The sequence below is a fragment of the Streptomyces broussonetiae genome (assembly GCF_009796285.1).
Taxonomy (GTDB): domain Bacteria; phylum Actinomycetota; class Actinomycetes; order Streptomycetales; family Streptomycetaceae; genus Streptomyces; species Streptomyces broussonetiae.
In genome coordinates this window covers 7,743,507-7,760,351 of the sequence record NZ_CP047020.1, presented here as the reverse complement: position 1 = coordinate 7,760,351, position 16,845 = coordinate 7,743,507, and the positions used below count along the sequence as shown (strand labels likewise).

The 16,845-nt window shown below is 67.4% G+C and carries 16 protein-coding genes; 14 read left to right on the top strand and 2 right to left on the bottom strand.

Annotated elements, in window-relative coordinates:
• The first annotated feature begins 166 nt into the window (after nucleotides 1-166).
• From GQF42_RS35625 to GQF42_RS35590, 7 genes are all read left to right on the top strand, one after another.
• Nucleotides 167-1,456 carry a helix-turn-helix domain-containing protein gene (locus GQF42_RS35625; protein WP_158926836.1) on the top strand — a complete coding sequence of 430 codons (1,290 nt, stop codon included), beginning with the start codon at nucleotides 167-169 and terminating at the stop codon, nucleotides 1,454-1,456.
• A gap of 14 nt (nucleotides 1,457-1,470) precedes the next feature.
• Nucleotides 1,471-2,223, top strand: a complete 753-nt coding sequence (locus GQF42_RS35620; RefSeq protein ID WP_158926834.1) for a toll/interleukin-1 receptor domain-containing protein — start codon at nucleotides 1,471-1,473, stop codon at nucleotides 2,221-2,223.
• Nucleotides 2,220-4,217, top strand: coding sequence for a hypothetical protein (locus GQF42_RS35615; protein ID WP_158926832.1), 1,998 nt, complete (start codon nucleotides 2,220-2,222; stop codon nucleotides 4,215-4,217). The genes GQF42_RS35620 and GQF42_RS35615 overlap by 4 nt, the downstream gene beginning before the upstream one ends.
• Nucleotides 4,214-5,320 (top strand): hypothetical protein, encoded by a 1,107-nt coding sequence (locus GQF42_RS46280; RefSeq protein ID WP_233273586.1) that lies wholly within the window; start codon nucleotides 4,214-4,216, stop codon nucleotides 5,318-5,320. Before GQF42_RS35615 ends, GQF42_RS46280 begins: the two co-directional genes overlap by 4 nt.
• Nucleotides 5,310-5,753 carry a hypothetical protein gene (locus GQF42_RS35600; RefSeq protein WP_158926830.1) on the top strand — a complete coding sequence of 148 codons (444 nt, stop codon included), beginning with the start codon at nucleotides 5,310-5,312 and terminating at the stop codon, nucleotides 5,751-5,753. Before GQF42_RS46280 ends, GQF42_RS35600 begins: the two co-directional genes overlap by 11 nt.
• A 198-nt stretch (nucleotides 5,754-5,951) precedes the next feature.
• Nucleotides 5,952-7,238: an IS256 family transposase gene (locus tag GQF42_RS35595; protein ID WP_373300785.1), complete on the top strand. Its 1,287-nt coding sequence runs from the start codon at nucleotides 5,952-5,954 to the stop codon at nucleotides 7,236-7,238.
• 230 nt (nucleotides 7,239-7,468) lie between these two features.
• A complete protein-coding gene (locus GQF42_RS35590; RefSeq protein ID WP_407699511.1) occupies nucleotides 7,469-7,972 on the top strand; it encodes an NUDIX hydrolase in 504 nt (167 codons plus the stop codon).
• 213 nt (nucleotides 7,973-8,185) lie between these two features.
• Here GQF42_RS35590 and GQF42_RS35585 read toward each other — a convergent pair whose 3' ends face one another.
• Both GQF42_RS35585 and GQF42_RS35580 read right to left on the bottom strand, forming a co-directional pair.
• Nucleotides 8,186-8,377 (bottom strand): hypothetical protein, encoded by a 192-nt coding sequence (locus GQF42_RS35585; protein ID WP_158926828.1) that lies wholly within the window; start codon nucleotides 8,375-8,377, stop codon nucleotides 8,186-8,188.
• A 138-nt stretch (nucleotides 8,378-8,515) separates the two neighbouring features.
• Nucleotides 8,516-8,728 carry a hypothetical protein gene (locus tag GQF42_RS35580; protein ID WP_158926826.1) on the bottom strand — a complete coding sequence of 71 codons (213 nt, stop codon included), beginning with the start codon at nucleotides 8,726-8,728 and terminating at the stop codon, nucleotides 8,516-8,518.
• 302 nt (nucleotides 8,729-9,030) lie between these two features.
• On the opposite strand from GQF42_RS35580, the gene GQF42_RS35575 reads away from it, so the two are divergent.
• The 7 genes from GQF42_RS35575 (at nucleotide 9,031) to GQF42_RS35545 (ending at nucleotide 15,651) form a co-directional block, all read left to right on the top strand.
• Nucleotides 9,031-9,234, top strand: coding sequence for a cold-shock protein (locus GQF42_RS35575; RefSeq protein WP_158926824.1), 204 nt, complete (start codon nucleotides 9,031-9,033; stop codon nucleotides 9,232-9,234).
• Between the two features lie 357 nt (nucleotides 9,235-9,591).
• On the top strand, nucleotides 9,592-10,662 hold the full coding sequence (locus GQF42_RS35570; protein WP_158926822.1) for a hypothetical protein: 1,071 nt from the start codon (nucleotides 9,592-9,594) through the stop codon (nucleotides 10,660-10,662).
• A gap of 706 nt (nucleotides 10,663-11,368) precedes the next feature.
• The gene (locus tag GQF42_RS45140; protein ID WP_199272911.1) at nucleotides 11,369-11,584 is read left to right on the top strand and encodes a hypothetical protein; all 216 of its coding nucleotides are present in this window, start codon (nucleotides 11,369-11,371) and stop codon (nucleotides 11,582-11,584) included.
• A gap of 466 nt (nucleotides 11,585-12,050) precedes the next feature.
• Nucleotides 12,051-13,295: a hypothetical protein gene (locus GQF42_RS35560; RefSeq protein ID WP_233273584.1), complete on the top strand. Its 1,245-nt coding sequence runs from the start codon at nucleotides 12,051-12,053 to the stop codon at nucleotides 13,293-13,295.
• 172 nt (nucleotides 13,296-13,467) lie between these two features.
• Nucleotides 13,468-14,088, top strand: coding sequence for an ABC transporter ATP-binding protein (locus tag GQF42_RS35555; protein ID WP_233273827.1), 621 nt, complete (start codon nucleotides 13,468-13,470; stop codon nucleotides 14,086-14,088).
• On the top strand, nucleotides 14,085-14,900 hold the full coding sequence (locus GQF42_RS35550; protein WP_158926820.1) for an ABC transporter permease: 816 nt from the start codon (nucleotides 14,085-14,087) through the stop codon (nucleotides 14,898-14,900). The genes GQF42_RS35555 and GQF42_RS35550 overlap by 4 nt, the downstream gene beginning before the upstream one ends.
• A 232-nt stretch (nucleotides 14,901-15,132) precedes the next feature.
• Entirely contained in the window at nucleotides 15,133-15,651 is a 519-nt protein-coding gene (locus tag GQF42_RS35545; protein WP_233273583.1) for a hypothetical protein, read from the top strand.
• Nucleotides 15,652-16,845: the final 1,194 nt, after the last annotated feature.

Genomic DNA, 16,845 nt, shown 5'->3' with positions numbered 1-16,845 from the left:
TCCGTGATCCGCGTGCACACACCGAGGGATCGAACTCGTGCGGCCTCGCTTCCGTGGGAATGGAAACGGGAAACAGCATCGTTCGCCTTGTCCGTCCGGTCGGGGTTGACGCACTCTTTCGTGCGGCAACCCCGTTCAACTGGATGGATGGTTATGGAGGTTTTCCGTGCCGCAGCCGTCCACCCACTTCGGCGAGGAGCTGAGGCAACGGCGTTTGGACGCTGGTCTCACTCTCACCACGCTGTCTGCCGCCGTGCACTACAGCAAGGCGCAGCTGAGCAAGGTCGAACGAGGTATCAAGGCGCCCAGCCGCGATCTCGCCCGACTGTGCGACGCCGCCCTTGAAGCCGACGGAGCGCTGATCGCCCTGGTCACCGCGCCCGTTGTCGGCGCGCCGGACACAGCGGCGCCCAGCGGGATCGACGAGGAGGAGTGGATGATGCAGCTGTCACTGAACGGCCCAAGCCGGTTCCACCCCGTGAGTCGGCGACAGGTCGTCAGTGCCGGCACCGCCTCGCTGATGACATGGCGTGCGGGTGGCCAAGGACCAGTCTCCGTGGCTGCCGCGGGCGGCATGCTCGAAGCGTCCCGCTCGCTGTTCACGCACTACCGTCGGCTCGGCCAGAGCGTGGAACCCGGCTTCCTGCTGCCGGGGCTGATCGCGCAGACGCACACGTTGCGAGAACTGTCAGTGCATGCGGATTCCCGCACCCGTCGGCAATTGCTGGGACTCGGCTCCCGGTACGCCGAGTACGTCGGATGGCTGGTGCAGGAGACTGGAGACGAACAGGCGGCACTGTGGTGGACGCAGCGCGCCGTGGATCTCGCGGCTGCTGCCGGTGACCGTGCGCTGGCCGGGTATGCGTTGGTCCGCCGAGCGCTGGTCACGCTGTACCAGGAGGACGCAGCGCAGACAGTCGCCCTCGCACAGCAGGCACAGAGCAGCACTCTCCCGACGCGGATCCGCGGGCTTGCTGCGCAGCGTGAGGCGCAGGGGCACGCGCTCGCCGGTGAGCGCGACGCGTGCCTTCGCGCCCTGGACCGGGCCCGGCCTCTGTTGGCCCGCCAGGAAGACGATGCCGACGCACCGGTGATCGGCAGCATGCACCTGCCCGATTCGGTCGGCATGGTCACCGGGTGGTGCCTGTTCGACCTCGGTCGGCCGCGGGAGGCAGCGGAGGAGCTGAGTCGGCAACTGGCACGGGTCTCCGCCGAGGCGGTGCGCACGCAGGTGCGGTACGGCGTACGCCGAGCGCTCGCTTACGCGTCGGCTGGTGAGATCGAGGAGGCCTGTGCGTCGATGGCACCGCTTCTCGATGCGGTTGCGGCGGTCCGGTCCGCCACTGTCACGATCGATCTCCGCCGTCTCGCCCGCGTCCTGGGCCGGCACTCCGATCACCCTGCGGTACGTCAACTGGCCGCGCGGCTCGGCGCTTTAACGCACCTACCTTCCTGAAGAGAGGCATGGCCGTGACCGATGTGTTCATCAACTACCGGACTGGGGACGGCGACAAGACCGCCGCACTCATCGACCACGAACTCTCGCGCCGCTTCGGCCGGGACCGCGCCTTCCGTGCTTCCAAGTCCATCGTCCCAGGCAGCGCCTACCCCGAAGCCCTGTTGACCGGTCTGCGACGCAGCTCCGTGCTCCTGGCTGTCATCGGGCCTGACTGGACGAACTTCCAAACCCGCCTGCGGGACCCGGAGGACTGGGTACGCAAAGAGATCTTGGAGGCCTTCACCTGCGGAATTCCGGTCGTCCCCGTACTGGACGGTCGGAAGACGGACCGGCTGAACAGGGCAGACCTGCCGGACGGGCTGGCGCGGCTGGCCGACCTCCAGTCCATACGGCTGGACGGCCACGACACCGAGACGGGTCTCAAGCGCCTCGGCGACCTGGTGGCCGAGATGGCCGGCCTCCACGACCTGGACCGGGATACCGTCCCCCCGCCCGCGTCCGACTCTGTGACGAACTCGACCGGAGACGTGAACGGAACAGCTGTACAGAGCCGGGACTTCACCGGTGACGTCGGCGGGACCGTCATCAAAGGCTCCATCGGGCCCGTGCACACGGGACAGGGCGATATCTACCAGAACTCGCGGCACGTGTCGGGTGGCCGGCACTTCTCCGGCGACGGGATGACGTACTACGAGGGCGACCATCACGGAGACAACCGGCACCGCTTCGGCGATGCCGACCGGCGCGAGGGCGACGACGCGTGAGCGAGTCGCACAGCACACGGATCGACAACCCCCTCGGTCCCATGCACACCGGAAGCGGCGACATGTACGTAACCGTCGGCGCGCAGCTGCACGAGGTGGACCGATCCGTCTTGCGGCGCGTTGCTGACGACCAGCTCGCTTGGCTGCGCAGTGTGCTGGTCGCCCCGACCGGCATGGGAGACGCTCGTCACAAGCTGGACGACACCGGTACCGTCATCCTGGACGGTACCCCGGGAAGCGGTCGCACCTCGGCGGCTCGGGTACTTCTGCGCGAACAACACCAGGACACCGGCGTCTTCCACGAGCTTCTACCCGACGAGGAGGAGCTGTCCCTGAGGGACCCGGACCTCGTAGGTGTCGGCGACCGGCTGCTCCTGGACCTGTCGGCCGCCGAAGCCGACCAATGGGCCGCAGCCCGGGCGGACCTCTCCACTCTCCGTAAGGCGGTGCACGAACAGTGCGCCCATCTCGTGGTCGTGATGCCCCGTGGGAGCACCCTCGACTCAGATCTGCAGCAATACCGGGTCGAAATCGAACGCCCGCCCGCGCTTGACGTCTTCCGGCGCCACCTGCGTGTGCATGGTGTGCCCTATGAGCAGTACCTTCAGACTGCCTCGACTGTCACCGACCTTCCGGGTGACCAGTGGCCGATGCGAGAGATCGCGACCTTCGCCGACCTGGTGCGCCGCGCCCGCGAGGCAGCTCCCGTCGACCACGGATTCGCGCGGTGGTGCGCATCGGCTCGCAGAGCGCAAAACGACCGGCGCAAGGAGATCGCCACAGTCGTCAACGGATTACGCGAAGGCCCGCAGCGTGCCTTGTTGATCACCGTCGCCATGCTGCACGGCGCCCACGCCGACGTCATCCACCAGGCGGCCCAACTCTTGCTCAGCACCCTCAGGCACCCGCCGGACGAACTCCCAATACTCCAGCGCAAGGACCTCGCCGAGCGACTGAGCGAGATCTCCGCCGGTACGGGACCGGACGGTCACGTCCGCTTCGAGGAACTCGACTACGACGCCGCGATCCGCGCCCACTTCTGGGACCACGTCCCCGAACTGCGGCAGCACCTCGGCACCTGGACCGCGCGCAACGTGGACCTGAACGACCCACACGTCACCCGGGAGGTCCGTGACCGGTTGGTGGCGCGGCTGGCCACGCAGTACCTGCGGACCGGACGCGGGGAAGGCCTGGCGTCCCTGGCCGAGCACTGGAGCACCACGACCACGAGCCGGGTCCGCCTGGAGGCCGCCGTCCATGCGCTCACCTGCGGTCTCAACGACCCAGCACACGGCAGGAGCTTCCGCCAACGGATCTACCAATGGTGCGCCAACAAGCAGCTCAAAGGGGAGTTCGCGCAGGTCCTCGTCCGGGTCTGCGCTGATGTCATCGCGTCCAGCCACCCCGATCAGGCCCTGCTCCGGTTGTACCACCTGGCTCGCCGTGAGCGCGGAACCACCCTCGCCCTGCAGGAACTGTGCGACCTGGTGGCAACGAGCGGCCGATTACGCCGACGGTTGCTCGACCGCCTGGCACGCTCTGCCCTCTCCCCCGCCGAACTCCGCATCTTCCTGCCCGCCTGTGACCCGATGGCGCTGATCGCGTCGCATGACAACTCACGCGCCCTCGTCGAGGAGAACGGGGTGCAGAACTCCGTGACCATGTGCTGGCGAGCGGTGCTGGACGGGCTGCCGCATATGGAGTGGCAACCGTTCGCGGAACGCTGGCTACACACGGCGACCGACGCTGGACACCGCGGTGACCTGCTACTGGACCTCGTCGTCGGTGCGGCGGACCAGTGTGATGACAAGCGTGGCACAACCTTCGCCTCGCTGTATGCAAGCGCGCGTAGCGCCGAGTGCACTGCCCCCGGCGGGGCCGCGCGAGCCGCTGCGACCACCGAGCGGCTGCTCCAGAAAATCTCCGCGGCTCAGGGCCTCGCCCTGCACGACACTCCACCGCCGACGGAATCACCCAGGGGGACCACACCATGACGACCGGCTGTAAGACGACAACCGTCTTCCTCACCATCCTGTGCGGCCTCCTGCTGATCATTCTCGGCCTGGCGCAGAATTGGCCCACGTTTGCGTGGCCCGCACTGGCCGCACTCCTCGTCGGGGTCCCCACAGCCGCGTTCAAGATCGCCGCATTACGACGTGGACCTCTTCCAGTCGACGTGCAGGAGCAGCGCACAGATCCCCCCGTCGAACGCAGGGAACACAACGTCAGACACGTGGCACTGCCCAGCCAGTGGGCCGACTACGACTTCGTGTTCTCGGCAACTGTTCGGTGGTACCCCCTCGAAGCAGTCGGCAACGACCCCGTCCTGAACCCAGCCGGCCTCGCAGTCGAAGCAGTCCTGGAACGAGCCCGTTCGATGACCGAGCAGCGGGAGCCAGGTCGGCCATCCCTGGTCCAGCATGAACTGAGCGGCGCGCTCAGCAGGATGCTCCCGGACCCCACCGGACACCTTCACGTCATGGCGGAGGACATCACCCTTGCCTTGCGCGAACACGACCAGGAGCGGCTGGACCGACTCGCCGAGGTACGCAAGGACAAGGCGGTCTGGGAACATCAGCGGAAGTATGAGCAGAGCAAGCGTCAATACCTGAGCGAAGACGTACTGAAGGACACCGGCAGCGCGGTCGTCTGGTGGCTCGCCAAGAATGACGACCGTGTAGAGAAGACCGTGGCTGATCTCGGTCTGCTCGCGCAGCTCACGTCTGCCGCCAACGACACCGACGTGCCCACACGGCTTCTTCATCTCATGGCACAGCCGCACGGCGAACGACCCGGTCCGCTACACGAGCCGACACCTCCCTTCGAACAAGAGCTGACGACCGCCGACCACTTCGAGGCCTTCCTCAACAGCATGGGCTTTCCAGACGGAGACGTCCGACGAGCAATGCTGGCCAAGCAAATCGCCGACGTCATCAAGACACAGGACCGGCACGAGACCGCCGAGGACCTCCTACGCAGGTTCGATCCACCTGCAAGCTTCACAGCGAACGCCGGTGACCCATCGGCCTCAGCACACGCCGCGCCCGGCGGAACGCCCGAAACCCCGTCCTGTGAAAGGAAGACCGATGGACAGTGAGATGGCCGCCCTCGCCGCATCTGGAGCAACCACCCTGGTCTCGCTCATGGTCACCGACTCCTGGATGCACGCCCGCGAACTCGTCGCGCGCTACTTCTCACGCATCGGTACAGATGAAACCTCGATCACCAACTTGGACACCACCCGAACTCGGCTACTCGCCGCCGAAGCCAGAGGTGACGCACAAACGACCCGTGACATCACCACCGAGTGGGATGCCTACCTGCGACATCTCCTGCAGTCAGGTTCGGCAACCGGCGACGACCTCCGCGAATTACTCGCATGCTTGCCGGACGTCACGAACAGCGTGGAGGCACAAGCAAGCACCGTGCACAACACCATCAGTGGAGGCGTACAGCACGGTCCCGTCATCCAATCCGGCCGGATCGCCCGGATCACCGTCCACACACACCGTCCCACCGATCCGGCGTAGGAACGGGCCACGGCGGTCAGTATCAGCACTGGGCCGAACTGCCGATGTGGCAAGCCCTGTGCCATCCGCAGTTCCAGGGCAGATGCAGGCCGTCAGCACCACGGTGATGGCCGGTCTCCTGTCCGCTCACTGTTGCAATCGGGTCTGTACGGTCTTCGGTGTAACTCCCGATCATGGAAGTAGCACCTGATGAGCGACGTGACTGTCTCTGTTGAGGCGGTTGAAGAGGTCCGGCCGGCCGAGTCGCCGGCGGACCTGCTGGATGACCAGTTGATCGGGCAGCTGGTCGACCGGGCCCGCGCGAGCGGCCTGCAGCTGACCGGCGACGGCGGGCTGCTGCAGCAATTGACCAAGCGCGTGCTGGAGTCCGCCCTGGAAGGCGAGATCACCGACCACCTCGGCTACGAGAAGCACGACCCGGCCGGTGCCGGCAGCGGCAACAGCCGCAACGGGGCCCGGTCCAAGACCGTTCTGACCGACGTGGGGCCGGTGGAGATCACGGTGCCGCGTGACCGCGACGGCAGCTTCGAGCCGCAGATCGTCAAGAAGCGGCAGAGGCGGCTGACCGGCGTCGACGAGATGGTCCTGTCGCTGTCCGCGCGTGGTCTGACGCACGGTGACATCTCCGCCCACCTGGCCGAGGTCTATGGCGCGAGCGTGTCCAAGCAGACCATCTCGACCATCACCGACAAGGTCATGGACGGGATGGCCGAATGGCAGAACCGGCCGCTGGACCCGGTCTATCCAGTGATCTTCATCGACTGCGTGCACGTCAAGGTGCGAGATGGGCAGGTGGCGAACCGGCCCATCTACGTCGCACTCGCCGTCACGGTGGACGGCACGCGCGACATTCTCGGCCTGTGGGCCGGCGACGGCGGCGAAGGCGCCAAATACTGGCTCCAGGTCCTGACCGAGATCAAGAACCGCGGTGTCGAGGATGTGTGCATGGTCGTCTGTGACGGGCTCAAGGGCCTGCCCGACTCGATCTCGGCGGTCTGGCCCCAGGCGGTGACCCAGACCTGTGTCGTCCACCTGATCCGGGCGTCGTTCCGCTACGCGGGCCGCCAGGACTGGGACAAGATCTCCCGCGCGCTCAAGCCGGTCTACACGGCTCCCACTGCGAGCGCGGCGGAGGACCGGTTCCTGGAGTTCCAGGAGGAGTGGGGCGCCAAGTACCCGGCGATCGTGCGCCTTTGGGAGAACGCCTGGGCAGAGTTCGTGCCCTTCCTGCAGTTCGACACCGAGATCCGCCGTGTCGTCTGCACCACCAACGCTATCGAGTCGGTCAACGCTCGCATACGAAAAGCCGTCCGGGCCCGCGGGCACTTCCCGAACGAGGCCGCAGCCCTCAAATGCGTCTACATGGCCATCATGAGCCTCGACCCCACCGGCCAGGGACGCAAACGCTGGACCATGCGTTGGAAGCCCGCCCTGCAGGCATTCGACATCGCCTTCGACGGCCGACTCTCCGTCGGCCGCCGATAACTCACATCACCCGAGTTACACCGTTGGCTGGACAGACCCTTGCAATCGCCGGTGTTCTGGTTGCCCACCTGCTCGACGTGCGCACCGCTGAGCCTGAGTACGATAGGTGTCGTATTTGCACGACAACTGTCGTCATCCGCGTCCGACCTCCTGGTGCAGGCGCTCTCGGGACACCCTCCAGGAGCCGCCGGCAAGCGGCGTTGTCGGTGGGCTCTGCCAGGGTGTGCGTCGTGGATGAACTAGTGGAGCGTGTCGACGATCAAGATCGTGTGCTGGGGGTGGTGGTCAGCCGCCGACAGGCCATCCGGGAGGGTTGGCTGCACCGGGTCGCCGTGACGGTGTGTCGTGATGAGCGTGGGCGGATCCTCGTCCACCGGCGGTCGGAGCAGCTGTCGCGCTTCCCCGGGTTCTACGAGGTCGTGGTCGGTGGCGCCGTGGATATCGGTGAGTCCTATGAAAAGGCCGCTGCGCGGGAACTGGCTGAAGAGCTGGGGACTCGTGTGCTGCCGCGCTTGTTGTTCACGTTCATCAACCGAAGCGGTTTGAGCCCTCACTGGCTCGGCGTGCACGAAGCCGTGGTGCCGGATGCCGTGGTCCCCGATCCCGATGAGGTCGCCTGGCATGCCTGGCTGACGGAGCCGGAACTGCGGTCGGCCCTGCTTGAGTGGTGCTTCACCCCCGACAGCCACGAAGCCTTCAGCCGGTATCTCGCGTTCCGGACCGCGCAGTCCTGACCTTGCCCTCCTTAGCTTGCAATAAGCGCGGCAGGCGCCAAGAACGTACGATCTGGCACGCGACTGGCACGGCCTCTTCGCGGGCAATGAGCGCTGTGGCTGCTGAGGTCTCCCGCCTGGTCGAGACAGCGGCCGATCTGTGTGATCCAGACCCCCCCCAGGCACCACCCGTTCACCTTCGGGGTGGTGCCTGCCGCACGCTGCTTTCAGGGCTCAGGCCTTGTTGACCATGGCTGCTTTTCCGGGTCCTTCGACCCGGAACGAGACGGTGTCCCCCTGATGGATCTCGCCGGGGTCGATCATGAGGTCGTCTACCGTGAAGTACAGCACGGGACCACCTCGGTCGCTCTTGATGCTTCCCTCGCCCGGGTCCGCGTCCCACTCATGGATCTTGCCTTGGTCCATGGCTGTGTCTCCTTGGCTTGATGGGGGGTGAGCTCCGGTCAGATGCGGGGCTCGCTCCCAGCGAACGCGAACCCGGGTGCGACAGCGACCGCTGCGCGCCGAACGGGCGACGGCGGCGACCAGCCTCCGGCGGGGCGTTCAGTGCTCCCAAACCTCCGGGCCGCCGCCGAGCCACTCGATCAGCGGCGAGTTCACCAGGTCCACCACGTCCAACCCCTCCAGGCCGGCACGCTCAAGAAACACGCTCAGGTCGTGCAGGCTGTGTGCGGTGCCCAGAGTCTCGCTGTCGACCTGGACACGACGGCCGCCACCCTCGCCGGGCGGGAACACGATCACTCGACGCTCAGCCATAACCGCAGCCTCACCCAACGGCAGGTGAGCCGCACTCGGGAGTCGGCTGTCGGTGGCGGCCAGTCGCCCCACGATTCCGAGCGCCTGGGACTCCCGGTCGGTGTCGGGCCGGTGTTTCTCTATCGCCGAGTGCTACCAGCCGGTGTAGCGTCGTAAACAGCAGTCGTGGTTCCGAAGTCCCGTTCGCCCGTGATCGCAATCGCGGGCGTTCTGGCTGTTCAACGCCTCTCCGGACCAGGGCGATCACCTCCGGATCCCGCACGGCGTGGGACCCGATACGAGCCCCTCGAAGGAGACAGCACATGGCCAAGGGCACTGTGAAGTGGTTCAACGCGGAAAAGGGCTTCGGCTTCATCGAGCAGGAAGGCGGCGGCCCAGACGTCTTCGCCCACTACTCGAACATCGCCACCGAGGGCTTCCGCGAGCTCCGGGAAGGCCAGCACGTCGAGTTCGACGTTACGCAGGGCCAGAAGGGCCCGCAGGCGGAGAACATCCGCCCCCTGTAACACCGAGCACGAAGAAGCCCCAGCCGGTGGGTACATCCCGGCTGGGGCTCCTTCGTTCCCGCCCGCCATCTACCTGGTGCAACCTTCTGATCCGTAGCTCCAAGAGCATCACATAGCTACTGGGCCAGACGACGGGACGGTGAGCCTGGCATGCGGCGGAACCGGTCCGACCAGTCGAGCCTCCCGGGCTCGGCTGCTCCACGATCGGGGACCGTAAGGACACGTGGATTAACGTCTACATTCATGTAGACGTTAATCCACGTGTTGCCTGTGGGCTTGTTCAGGGCCACAAGTGCGCCATGACTTCTGCGGAGGGTCGGACACGAGCCCCCCACCCCCACGGCTTAAAGGAACGTCATGGCAAAGCTGTCCACCAAGTTCGTCCGCATCTACGCGGGAACCGTCGCGGCTGTGGCCGTCAGCGGGATCGGCTACTCGGCGTCGGCGAGTGCCGCGACGCCGCCGGCGACCGTGCCCGCGGGCTTCTCCACGACCGTGTTCGCCCATGCCGGGGGGAAGCTGACCGGAGCGGACGACATCGCCCGGCTCGGCGACAAGCTCTTCGTCGGTTACCAGAACGGCGTCGGCTCCAAGGGCGAGCCCGCAGCCAACGGCACCAAGAGCAGCACCGTGGTGGAGTTCGACAGGCACGGCAAGGAGGTGGCGCACTGGGACGTGGCCGGCAAGGTCGACGGTCTCGGCGCCGACAAGCGCACCGGGCAGATCGTCGCCACGGTCAACGAGGACGGCAACAGCAGCGCCTACACCGTCGACCCGGACAGCAAGCACCACGCCGTCAGGCACTACCACTTCAGCTCGCTGCCGCACGGCGGCGGCACCGACAACGTCAGTGTCCGCCACGGCGTCGTCTACATCGTCGCCTCCAACCCGACCGCGGACGCCAAGGGCAGCACCGCCGGCCGCCCCGCGCTCTACAAGGTCACCTTCCACGGCACCACCGCCAAGACCACCCCGGTCTTCGACGACAACATCACCGCCACCAACCTGGTGACGGGCAAGACGGGCGCGCTCAACCTGACCGACCCGGACTCCAGCACCTTCGTCCCGCGCAGCGTGCCCAGCCTCGGCGGCAGCCTGCTGCTCGACGGCCAGGGCGACCAGCAGGCGGTCTTCGTCAAGAACTGGGGGACGAAGAAGCAGCGCGCCCACGTTCTGCCGCTGAGCCAGCAGGTGGACGACACCGCCTTCGCGACCTCCACCGAGGGCACCCTCTACGTGGTGGACAGCGCCAAGAGCGAGGTCATCGCCGTCACCGGCCACTTCACCAGGGGCGAGGCGTTCGTCTCCGCGAAGGGCGGTCTCGGCACCCTCAGCCTGAAGACCGGCACGGTCACCGCCTTCGGCAACGCCGTCTCCAGCCCGAAGGGCCTGCTCTTCGTCGCCGCCGAACGCGACGAGCGAAAGTAGACGGTCCCCCACCCCGGAAACGCCAAGGACCCCGGATCTCTGCGGGGCCCCTGGCCTGTGTGCACCCGGCAGGATGTGAACTTGCGACATCCGCTTTAGGAGTGGGATCGAATCCTTGCCGGGTGGTGCTCAACGCTGCCGCAGGGTGTTGTTCCGCCTGATCAGGACCCTGCGGGGTCGTACCTCATCCCGCTCGTGACGCCTCGTGCCGCACCATCCGCTCACGCATCGCGCACGCACGAAGCCGCGTCCTGGGAAGCCAAAGGCGCAGATGGCGGCCAGGCCATGCAGGGCGCGGTGGCGAGCGGAGCGCCCAGGGTGAACTCGCCGACCTGCCGCTCGACCGTACCCTCCGACTGTGGAGGCACGAGGTTGCTCCTCCTGTACATGAGGGCACGCCAGGGCAGCCGACAGTACGCAGGCTCGCGGACCGGACTCGGAATGCCGACAGCGTGGGGGCGCCCGGTCATCACCATTCGCGGGTGCCTTCACCCTGGAACACCGGCGGTCTCACTCGGTCGTGGATCGTGGCCGACATCCCATGAAGCTGCTGGTCAACGACGCGTAGGGCATCACGGTGAGGTAGTCGGGATGCTGTGCTTGTCAGCGGTTCGGTCCGACCGCGCCAGGGGAAGGAGTCGCTGATGGTGCGCCAGGGGTCGACGTTGTCGGCGTTGACCGGCCCGGACAGGGTCAGGTCGACTTCATGGCCGGAGCGCTGGAAGGCACAGCCCTCTACCCGGTGGTCGGGGAGCAGACGCTGCGCGGCCTAGTGGCCGAGGCGAAGGCGAACGAGAAGGTCTTCAAAGCCAAGGTCCGCACCACGCTGCGCTCCTCCTACAGCTCCTACTACCGGCAGATGCTGCCGCCGCTGCTGCGGACGCTGGGATTCCGCTGCAACAACACCGCCTACGGCCTGTGATGGACGCGCTCGCGCTGCTGGAGAAGTACGCCGACGTCGACGGCAAGACTCGCCTCTACGACGCCGCGGACGTGGTGCCGATGGACGGCGTCGTACGCAAGGACTGGTGCGAGGCCGTTGTCGACGACAAGGGCAGGGTCGAGCGCATCCCGTACGAGCTGTGCGTCCTGGTCGCGCTGCGCGATGCGATCCGGCGCCGGGAGATCTACATCGAGGGCGCGGCCCGCTGGCGCAACCCTTCTGGCCGCTGGGCCCGGTGTGCAGTGGCTGCTACCGCCGACGGCGCGTCAACCCCTCGCCCTGCGCCGGATGCGAGACCACCCGGATCCTGGTCTGCGTCACACACGACGGCGAGTCGGGCCTGTGCGCCACGTGCTGCACCCACGGTGGAGCCGTCGGGACGTGCCATGCCAGCGCGGACCTGCGGCCGGACGGGCGGTGCCCGGAATGCTCCCTACGGCACAAGGTGCACGACCTTCTCACCAACACCGCCGGCGAGGTCCCCGCCGGTCTGGCAGCCCTGGAAGCCGTCCTCACCGACGTCACCAACCCCTACCCGGTCCTGGAGTGGATCCGCCGCAGCCCCGCCGCACGGCTGCTGGCACGCCTGGCCCAGGCCGCGGACCCCCTCACGCACCAGGCACTGGACGCGCTCCCGCCAGATGCGAACACCGCCTACGTCCGCGGGCTACTGGTGACCGCTGGTGTCCTGCCCCAGCGACAGGAGAACCTCGCTCGGCTGGAGATTTGGCTGACGGGCAAACTCGCCCGGCTTCCGGCTCACCACGTCACACTCATCCGGCCCTTCGCAGAATGGGGCATCGTCAAGGATGCCCGGCGCCGGGCCGCCCGGGGCCGCTACAGCCTGGCTGCCTTCAAGGGAGACTGCACCGGCATCCGCGTCACCATCAGGTTCCTCGCCTGGCTGGATGACCAGGACCTGCACGTCCGAGACCTCTCACAGGCGCACCTGGACGACTGGACAAGCACACATGCGACCCAGCGCACGTGCCTCATCCCGTTCGTCCGCTGGGCACATGCCCGCCACATCGTCCGCGACCTGGAGATCCACCACCGGCCGACCCAGGCCCCCGGCACCTTCCAGGACGAGACCACCCACCAGGCCGAACTGCGACGCTGTCTGACCGATACCGAACTCCCCCTGCACGTAAGGATCATCGGCGCTCTGGTTCGCCTCTACGCCCTGCCGCTGACGCGCATCGTCGAACTCACCACGGACCAGTTCCACCAAGACGCCGAGGCCCACCCGGTGCTGCTCCCGCCGGCGCCGGCACGCCTGCTTGACGAGCAGATCACCAACCCCGGAGAAGCCCTGACCCCGTCAGGCCAGCGACTCCTCCTGCCCGGCGTCGTGCCCGGCCGCCCCCGCAATCCGGCAGGTCTGGCAGACCAGATGAGGCAGCACGGGCTCCCCGTACGTGCCGCGCGCAACACTGCGCTGATGGAGGCCATCACCGATCTGCCGCCCATCGTGGTCGCCGACCTCTTCGGCATCAGCCCCGCAACCGCCCAGCGCTGGTCCCAGCTCGCCGGGAACAGGCGGCGTGGACGGAAGCGCGGGAGTTCGCAGATTCCGGGACGGGTCGACGAACGAACCGTACGTGTATGTGTAAGTGAGGCTCTTGGTAATTCGGGTTCGTCAATGATCGCGCGTGGCGGATCTGACTGCCTCATCGGTCGTGTCCTGTGAACGGCCGTCGTCGTTACACGACTGAGCTGTCCTTGCGGGGCACCGCCGGTTCCCGCCCGTTGCTGGGGGCGGTGCAGCCGAGGAGGTCGTGACTGCACTCGGTCGCAACAGGCTGGCCCTGAAGGAAGCGATGGGCGTGGAGGGTGGAGCGGTGAGTGCAGTTGGTCCGGTTCTGGACGTGCGGGATGTACGCAAGGGCTACCGGGATCGTCCTGTCCTGCGCGGGGTGTTCCTGGATCTCTGTCCGGGCCAGCTGGTGGGCATCGTCGGCGAGAACGGGGCCGGGAAGAGCACCCTGCTGCGCATCCTGGCCGGAGATCTCGCTGCAGACAGTGGCACCGTGGAGCGGGCAGGCCGGCTGGGCTGCTGCCCGCAGGGGACCGTGCTCCACCAGGCGTTCACCGTCGAACAGCACCTGCAGTTCTTCCAGGCCGCCTATGGCATCAGCCATCTGACTCGGGCCTACGAGCTGCTGGAGGAGCTGAACTTCAGCGACTACCGGCACGAGCCGGTGGCCGCACTCAGCGGCGGCACACGCCAGAAACTCAACCTGGTCCTGGCCTTGATGCACGACCCTCAGGTGCTCCTTCTGGACGAGCCGTACCAGGGCTTCGACTGGGAGACCTATCTGCGGTTCTGGGACCTGGCCGCGGCCTTGCGGGACCGGGGCTGCGCGGTGCTCGTGGTCTCCCATCTCGCCTACGACGCCTCGCGCCTGGACATCCTGTACCGCCTTCAGGCAGGCGTATTGCTGCAGACGGAGCAGACCGAAGCGGGGAGGGCAGCGGTATGACGCGGTGGTGGTCCTGCTTCCGCACGGCCTTGCGTTTTGCGCTGATCGAGCAGGCCCGTAACCGGCTGGCGTTGCTCATCGTGGTCCTGTTCGTGCCGCTGTGGACCACGCTGGCCTTCACTGTGGTGCCCTCCACTCCCTTGCGGTTCCGCATCCGGTCGATCGGCCGCACGGTGGTCATGGACGGCAACATCCTGCTCCAGATCAACGGTGCGCTGCAGGCCCTTTCGCTGGTCATCGCTTTCATGATGTTCGTCGCCACAGCCCGCTCCGCGCTCTTCGACCAGCGTCTGGCGCGCGCCGGCTATCCACGCTCGTGTCTGGCGATCGCCAAGTGCACCGCGCTCCTGCTGGTCGCGGCCCTCGTCGCCGCCTACACCACCGCGTGGATGCACCTGTTCTGGCGGCCCGAGCAGCCCTTGGTGCTCGCTGCGGGCATGTTCACCGGCGCCTTGGTCTACGGCGGTATCGGGATCGTGCTGGCGGCCGTGGTGCGCAGCGAGCTGGCCGGCATGTTCCTCGCCATCATGATCAGTTCCATCGATCTGGTGCTGCAGAACCCGCTGATCAACCCGGACGCGGACAGCCTCGTGGTGCGCTTCCTCCCGGCCTACGCAGCGGTTCAGACCTCGGTGACCGCGGCCGGTCTGCAGGTGGTGCCGGTCACCGGCCTGCTACTGGGCGGAGGCTGGGCGGTGGGCATGGCTGCCCTGGGCCTGGCCGCCTTCACCGCCCGGACGCGCAGCCGCCAGTCACGCGCGGCGACCCGAAAAGAAACGGCGAGTGTCGAGCAGGGCGCGCTGGTGCCGTGACGGGCCTGGTGAGCACGTCGTTTGGATGATGGACGCCGAACACGGCGGCAACACCTTACGGAGGGGCGGGACGTAGCGAGTGTCGCAATGCAACCAGGCTTCGGCCGCTCCACCGGACGTATCAGCCCCTCCTGGTGTCGGCCCTGCCCAGGCGGCCGCGGATGAGCTGGTGCCGCGAGGTGAAGCGTGCTGGGCGTGGCTGCTCAGTGACGGCGGCGAGCCCCGGAACTGGATGCTCATCCTGGCCCCGCTGTTGGGCTGGCACGCCGACGGCTGGGCCGGCCTGGGCTGGGGATTGTTCGCCGCGTTGTTCACCGCGGTGCTGCCCACGCTAATCCTTCGCTTCGGTGAGCGCCGCCGGTACTGGGGCGACCGGCACGTGCGGCGCAGGCAGGACCGCATCGTGGCCGCCCCCGGGGTGATGGGCTCGGTCCTCACCGGCAGCGCACTGCTGTACGCACTGGATGCTCCCGCGGCGGTGGTGGCGCTCGTAACGGCGATGGTCGCTGTCCTGCTCGCCCTGCTGATGATTACGTTCTTCTGGAAAGTGTCGGTGCACTCTGCTGTTGCCTCTGGCGCTCTCGCCATTCTCGTGACGGGCTTCGGCCCCTGGATGCTCGTGCTGGCTCCCTTGGTGGTGCTGATCGGCTGGTCCCGCGTCCGGCTGCACTGCCACACCGTCGGCCAGGTCGCTGTCGGGATGCTGATCGGCGCGGCCGTCAGCACCCCCCTCTACACGTTCCTGGGATGAGGAAGATGAGCCGGTTTCCGGACCCCAGTCCCGCCGACCTTGCCGTGCTCAAGGCTGAACAGCTGGCGCAGCACCCGGACGCCAACGCGACGATCGGGGTAGTGCTGCACCTGAGCGGCACCGTGCCCGAACTGGCCGGGCTGCGCGAGCACGTCACCGGCCACCTTGACACCCTGCCTTGCCTGACACACCTTCTGACCGGCGGCGGGCCCTCTGCACGGTGGACGCATGCCGACCCGGACATGGACCGGCACGTTCTCGCCCAGCACATCGGCGAAGGCCCGTCGGCTCTCGAGGATGCGGTGCGCCTACGGCTGCGAGAACCGTGGCCAGAGGGTGCCCCGGCTTGGCACATGATCTTGCTGCACGGCCACGTGCGCGACGGGTTCGCGCTGCTGTATCTCACCCACCACGCCGTCCAGGACGGCGCCAACGTGATCAGGTTCCTGGAAACCCTGTTCGGGCCGCGGCCGCAAGAGTTCTCCGCGCTCGCACACGACGTTTCCTCCACCGCCCGGCCCAGCCCGCACCAGGTCGCGCGCAGCACGGTGAGCCTGCTGCGGCACGCACGCCAGCACCGCCTGTGGCAGTCCGCCGCGCATCCGCTGTCCAGCCGCCGCCACCTGCTGTGGGCCCAGGCGCCCTCCGACAGTCTGCGCACCGCAGCACGCGCCGGCGCAGCCAGCACCAACGACGTCTACCTCACTGCTCTGGCCCACGCGATCACCCAATGGGCCACGGACGCATGGCCCCGTGCCGCCTGCGCAGCCCTGCCGGTGATGGTGCCCGTCAACCTGCGCACGCCCGACGAAGTAGCGGCACCCGGTAACCGGCTGTTCCTGACGCGGATCGACCTGCCCGGCGGACCCATGACGATGGACCAGCGACTGGCACGTACACGAGAGCGCACCCCGACCCTGAAGTCGGCCGCACACAAGACGGTGCTGCGATCGGCACTCACCCGCCTTCCCCAGCGGCTGTTCCAGCGTCTTGTGGACGTGAGCACGGTCCCGGGCCGGCTCACCGTCTGCGCCTCCTATCTCGTGGTGCGCCAGCGGCTGCACTACGGCGAGGCGGAAGTGCATCGCATCGACCCCATCATGTGCTGCCCGCCCGGTGTCCCCATCGCTGTCGTGGCGACGGCATACGGCGACACAACCAGCGCGTGCTTCCGCATCGACACCGCACTCCCCG

What these genes read in the sequence shown, in the direction of transcription:
- GQF42_RS46280 (WP_233273586.1), top strand. Translation starts at nt 4,214, where the DNA reads ATGACGACCGGCTGTAAGACGACAACCGTCTTCCTCACCATCCTGTGC.
- GQF42_RS35600 (WP_158926830.1), top strand. Translation starts at nt 5,310, where the DNA reads ATGGACAGTGAGATGGCCGCCCTCGCCGCATCTGGAGCAACCACCCTG.
- GQF42_RS35585 (WP_158926828.1), bottom strand. Translation starts at nt 8,377, where the DNA reads ATGGACCAAGGCAAGATCCATGAGTGGGACGCGGACCCGGGCGAGGGA.
- GQF42_RS35580 (WP_158926826.1), bottom strand. Translation starts at nt 8,728, where the DNA reads ATGGCTGAGCGTCGAGTGATCGTGTTCCCGCCCGGCGAGGGTGGCGGC.
- GQF42_RS35575 (WP_158926824.1), top strand. Translation starts at nt 9,031, where the DNA reads ATGGCCAAGGGCACTGTGAAGTGGTTCAACGCGGAAAAGGGCTTCGGC.
- GQF42_RS35570 (WP_158926822.1), top strand. Translation starts at nt 9,592, where the DNA reads ATGGCAAAGCTGTCCACCAAGTTCGTCCGCATCTACGCGGGAACCGTC.
- GQF42_RS45140 (WP_199272911.1), top strand. Translation starts at nt 11,369, where the DNA reads ATGGCCGGAGCGCTGGAAGGCACAGCCCTCTACCCGGTGGTCGGGGAG.
- GQF42_RS35550 (WP_158926820.1), top strand. Translation starts at nt 14,085, where the DNA reads ATGACGCGGTGGTGGTCCTGCTTCCGCACGGCCTTGCGTTTTGCGCTG.
- GQF42_RS35545 (WP_233273583.1), top strand. Translation starts at nt 15,133, where the DNA reads ATGCTCATCCTGGCCCCGCTGTTGGGCTGGCACGCCGACGGCTGGGCC.